At 62.5% G+C, this 3,887-nt stretch carries 6 protein-coding genes and 2 pseudogenes; 7 read left to right on the top strand and 1 reads right to left on the bottom strand.

Annotated features, from left to right (window positions below):
- The 6 genes and pseudogenes from EOA28_RS40485 to EOA28_RS27860 form a co-directional block, all read left to right on the top strand.
- A pseudogene (locus EOA28_RS40485) lies at positions 1-168 on the top strand (NAD(P)/FAD-dependent oxidoreductase); the annotation flags it as partial.
- Positions 169-299: 131 nt separating this feature from the next.
- Positions 300-428, top strand: a complete 129-nt coding sequence (locus EOA28_RS41000; protein WP_278161972.1) for a hypothetical protein — start codon at positions 300-302, stop codon at positions 426-428.
- A 101-nt stretch (positions 429-529) separates the two neighbouring features.
- Positions 530-820: a Dabb family protein gene (locus EOA28_RS27875; RefSeq protein WP_126061001.1), complete on the top strand. Its 291-nt coding sequence runs from the start codon at positions 530-532 to the stop codon at positions 818-820.
- A 70-nt stretch (positions 821-890) separates the two neighbouring features.
- Positions 891-1,766, top strand: a complete 876-nt coding sequence (locus tag EOA28_RS27870; protein WP_127386212.1) for a VOC family protein — start codon at positions 891-893, stop codon at positions 1,764-1,766.
- Positions 1,763-2,608 carry a 3-deoxy-8-phosphooctulonate synthase gene (kdsA, locus tag EOA28_RS27865; RefSeq protein WP_127253542.1) on the top strand — a complete coding sequence of 282 codons (846 nt, stop codon included), beginning with the start codon at positions 1,763-1,765 and terminating at the stop codon, positions 2,606-2,608. The genes EOA28_RS27870 and kdsA overlap by 4 nt, the downstream gene beginning before the upstream one ends.
- A 128-nt stretch (positions 2,609-2,736) precedes the next feature.
- Positions 2,737-3,102, top strand: a complete 366-nt coding sequence (locus tag EOA28_RS27860; protein ID WP_126082771.1) for a PRC-barrel domain-containing protein — start codon at positions 2,737-2,739, stop codon at positions 3,100-3,102.
- A 65-nt stretch (positions 3,103-3,167) separates the two neighbouring features.
- On the opposite strand, the gene EOA28_RS40995 is transcribed toward EOA28_RS27860, so the two are convergent.
- Positions 3,168-3,290, bottom strand: coding sequence for a hypothetical protein (locus tag EOA28_RS40995; protein WP_280952541.1), 123 nt, complete (start codon positions 3,288-3,290; stop codon positions 3,168-3,170).
- 200 nt (positions 3,291-3,490) lie between these two features.
- On the opposite strand from EOA28_RS40995, the pseudogene eno reads away from it, so the two are divergent.
- Positions 3,491-3,887 (top strand): annotated as a pseudogene (gene eno, locus EOA28_RS27855) (phosphopyruvate hydratase); the annotation flags it as partial.

Below are 3,887 nucleotides of genomic sequence, written 5' to 3'. Positions count from 1 at the left end.
ATCAAGCTCACCGGCTGGCTCGCTTGGTGGCTGTGGGGCATCGCCCACATCTATTTCCTGATCGACTTTCGCAACCGCCTGGCGGTCTCGCTTAGTTGGCTATGGATTTATCTTACAGGTCAGCGCAGCGCGCGGCTGATCACGCAGGGCGACGACGACAAGAGCTGATGCCCTTGGCGCCGCAGTCGAAGGCTTGGTGACCGGCCCGGAGAAGCGGCCCGGCGCAAAAAGCCGTGAACTCGAAGGACCGTGGCCGCTCCCACTCTGGTTCAAGCCGTCCACATGCGTTAGTTTTAGCCATGCGTTATGTAATCGTCATCGCAGCCATTGCCTTCTTCCTGATCTGGGATGGCCTCTACAATCATGGTCACTATCTCGACGTGACCGTGCGGGAAATGTCGCGCATCGTGCGCCAAGTCACCGGATAAGCCTTGCCGGTTGCATATCGCAGGCGCGACATCGTTGCCGGTTGACGCCCAGGCGTCGCTCCCACAAAAACACCGCTGAATCGACGATCACGGAGGTTGGCTTGATCCGGCACATCGTTTTCTTCAGCGTGCGGCGCAAGGAAGATGTCGAGGCCGTGCGCTCGGGCCTGCTGGCGCTGGGCAAGATTCCGCATTCCAAGCATTTCGAAGTGACGCTCAACACCAAGGTCGATCTGTTCTCCAACGCGATCGACGTGGTCGTCTATGCCGAGTTCGAGGACGAGGCGGCGCTTGCCGCCTACAAGGCGCATCCGATTTACGCCGACACGACCAGCAAGGTGAAGCCGATGCGCGAACTGCGCTATTCGGCCGATGTCGTCGCCGCAGCCTGAACCGGCGAAGCGCGCACTCTCGATCCGACGCCCTTGAACCGCGGATCGGAATGGGGCAAACCGCGCCGGCATGACCAAAAAATCCGCTCATCCGCTCGACCATCTCGTTCTGCCGGCACAGAACCTCGATGCCGTCCGCTCACGCCTGACGTCGCTCGGCTTTTTCTTCGCGCCCACGGGCATCCACCCCTTCGGCACGGAGAATTGCTGCGTCTTTTTCACCGACGGCACCTATCTGGAGCCGCTGGCGATCGGAAATGAACAGACGGCGGACCTCGCCATAAGCGAAGGCAATGTCTTCGTCGCGCGCGACCGTCTCTATCGTCAAACCCTTGGCGAGGAAGGTTTTTCCGCTGTTGTCTTCGGAACGGCCAATGCCGATGCCGATCATAGACGCTATGTCGAGGCCGGTCTTTCGGCCGGCGGGATGCTGAGCTTCTCGCGCGCCTTTACCGACGCGAACGGCAAAAGCGACATGGCTTCCTTCAAGCTGGCATTCGTATCCGACAAGGAGGCCGACGAGGCCTTCCTCTTCGCCTGCCAGCGCATCAACACGCCAAAGATCGATCGCACGGCGCTGCAGGCGCACGCCAATGGCGTGACGGGTATTCTCGAAATCATCGCCGTCAGTGACAGGCCCGCAGCCCAGATCGGATTGATCGCGACCGCCGCCGAAGCGGATGCGAGCGATGGCGACGCGGTGCGGCTGCCGAATGCGGTCCTCAGCGTTCTTTCGTGCGAAGACTATGGCTCGCGCTTTGGGCTGAAAGTCGCGCCATCGCCGAACCTGCGCTTCACGGCCATCGTTTTCTCGGTTCGCGACACGGCCGCCGCCAAGCAGCTGCTTGCGTACAACGCAGTCCGACACAACATGAGCGGCAATGATATCGTCGTTCCGCCGGCGCCCGGGCAGGGCGCCGCCTTCATCTTCCGGGAGATCCCATGAGCAAGCCCCTGGCGCCCAATTCATCGGTAACCGTCGGCAAGGTCGTCTTCGCCAACAATGCGCCGCTGTCGCTGATCGCCGGCCCGTGCCAGCTTGAATCGCGCCAGCACGCCTTCGACATGGCCGGCGCGTTGAAGGAACTGACGGACCGTCTAGGTATCGGCCTCGTCTACAAGACCAGCTACGACAAGGCCAATCGCACCTCGCTTTCGGCGACGCGCGGTGCCGGCCTCGATGCGGCGATGCCGATCTTCGACGATCTGCGCAGGGAGTTCGGGCTCCCGGTGCTGACCGACGTCCACACCGAGGAACAATGCGCCATCGTTGCGCCCCACGTCGATGTCCTGCAGATCCCGGCCTTCCTGTCGCGCCAGACCGATATGCTGGTCGCCGCGGCCAAAACCGGCAAAGTCATCAATGTGAAGAAGGGCCAGTTCCTCGCGCCCTGGGACATGAAGAACGTCGTCGCCAAGATCACCGGCTCCGGCAATGCGAACGTGCTCACCACCGAGCGCGGCGTCTCCTTTGGCTATAACACGCTGGTCTCTGACATGCGCGCGTTGCCGGTCATGGCCGAGATCGGCGCCCCGGTGATCTTCGACGCGACCCATTCCGTGCAGCAGCCGGGCGGGCAGGGCGGCTCTTCCGGCGGTGAACGGCGCTTCGTCGCGACGCTCGCGCGCGCGGCCGTTGCCGTCGGTGTGGCCGGTGTCTTCATCGAGACCCACCAGGACCCCGACAATTCCACGTCTTCAGATGGCCCTAACATGGTGCCTCTCAAGGACATGCCGGCGCTGCTGGAAAAGCTGATGGCCTTCGACCGCATCGCCAAGGGGCACTGATTGCGGCGACGGACCTCGCGAGGGCTTGTGGGAGCTGGCACTGCCTGGTCGACAGCAAGCAAAAGTCGGGAACCTTCACCCGCTCCTCTCATTGTCAATGCAGGCATTCAATCGAGAGGAGCACCACCATGACCACCCCGTCCGGGCACACCGAAGCCATTGCCGCCTCGCGCGTCATCGGCACGTCTGTCTACAACACCGAAGGCAAGAGCATCGGCAGTATCGAGGACGTGATGCTCGACAAGATGTCGAACGGCATCATGTTCGCCGTGATCGGCTTCGGCGGCTTCCTTGGCATGGGCGAGAAGTACCACGCCATCCCGTGGGCGACGCTTGACTATGACGAGGATCAAGGCGGCTACGTCGTCCCGTTCACCAAGGAGCAGTTGCAGGCCGCGCCCGCCTATTCGATCGAGGAACTGACCGGCGCTGACGGCGAGGCCGCTCGCGATGCTTCATTCCAGTATTATCACGTGAAGCCCTATTGGCATTGACCGCTAGATAGGTGCACTGAAAGCCAAAGGCCCCCGGGCAAAACCCGGGGGCCTTTGGCGTTGAACTACTGCGCCGCTTGGAGCGTCGACAATTCCACCGAGCTCTGCTGCGGTTTCTGGTCGTCGCACGACGTCAGGAACGCCGCCGCGATCAGGAACAAACTCACGATACCGCTCAACTGGGACATGGCGAAACTCCTCCTGTTTCGCCCCGCGCGAACGCGACCATAGACGAGAAGGCCACGCGATGCGCATGACTTATGATGACAGAAATTTGCGCTTCGTGAATCCGGCCCGCGGCAATAATTGCGGGCGCGCCGATTGCCTTTTGCGCCGCTTTGGCTAAGAGGGGCGCGACGCTTCAATCGATCAATCGGGGACATCGCAAATGACCGCCATCATCGACATTGTCGGGCGTGAAATCCTGGACAGCCGTGGCAATCCGACCGTCGAGGTCGACGTGGTGCTGGAGGACGGCTCGATGGGCCGCGCCGCGGTGCCATCGGGCGCATCGACCGGCGCGCATGAGGCGGTCGAGCTGCGCGACGGCGGGCCGCGTTATCTCGGCAAGGGCGTCCAGCGCGCCGTCGAAGCGGTGAACGGCGAGCTGTTCGAGGCGATCGGCGGCATGGAAGCCGAGAACCAGATCCATATCGACCAGACGATGATCGAGCTCGACGGCACCCCGAACAAAAGCCGCCTCGGCGCCAACGCCATCCTCGGCGTCTCGCTGGCGGTCGCCAAAGCCGCGGCCGAAGCCGCCGGCCTGCCGCTCTACCGCTATC

The organism is Mesorhizobium sp. M2A.F.Ca.ET.067.02.1.1, assembly GCF_004023285.1.
Taxonomy (GTDB): Bacteria; Pseudomonadota; Alphaproteobacteria; order Rhizobiales; family Rhizobiaceae; genus Mesorhizobium.
This window is presented reverse-complemented; position numbering and strand designations above follow the sequence as displayed.

Excerpts from the sequence above, each read along its gene's own strand:
- EOA28_RS27870 (WP_127386212.1), top strand. The coding sequence starts at position 891 with ATGACCAAAAAATCCGCTCATCCGCTCGACCATCTCGTTCTGCCGGCA.
- kdsA (WP_127253542.1), top strand. The coding sequence starts at position 1,763 with ATGAGCAAGCCCCTGGCGCCCAATTCATCGGTAACCGTCGGCAAGGTC.
- EOA28_RS40995 (WP_280952541.1), bottom strand. The coding sequence starts at position 3,290 with ATGTCCCAGTTGAGCGGTATCGTGAGTTTGTTCCTGATCGCGGCGGCG.
- EOA28_RS41000 (WP_278161972.1), top strand. The coding sequence starts at position 300 with ATGCGTTATGTAATCGTCATCGCAGCCATTGCCTTCTTCCTGATCTGG.
- EOA28_RS27860 (WP_126082771.1), top strand. The coding sequence starts at position 2,737 with ATGACCACCCCGTCCGGGCACACCGAAGCCATTGCCGCCTCGCGCGTC.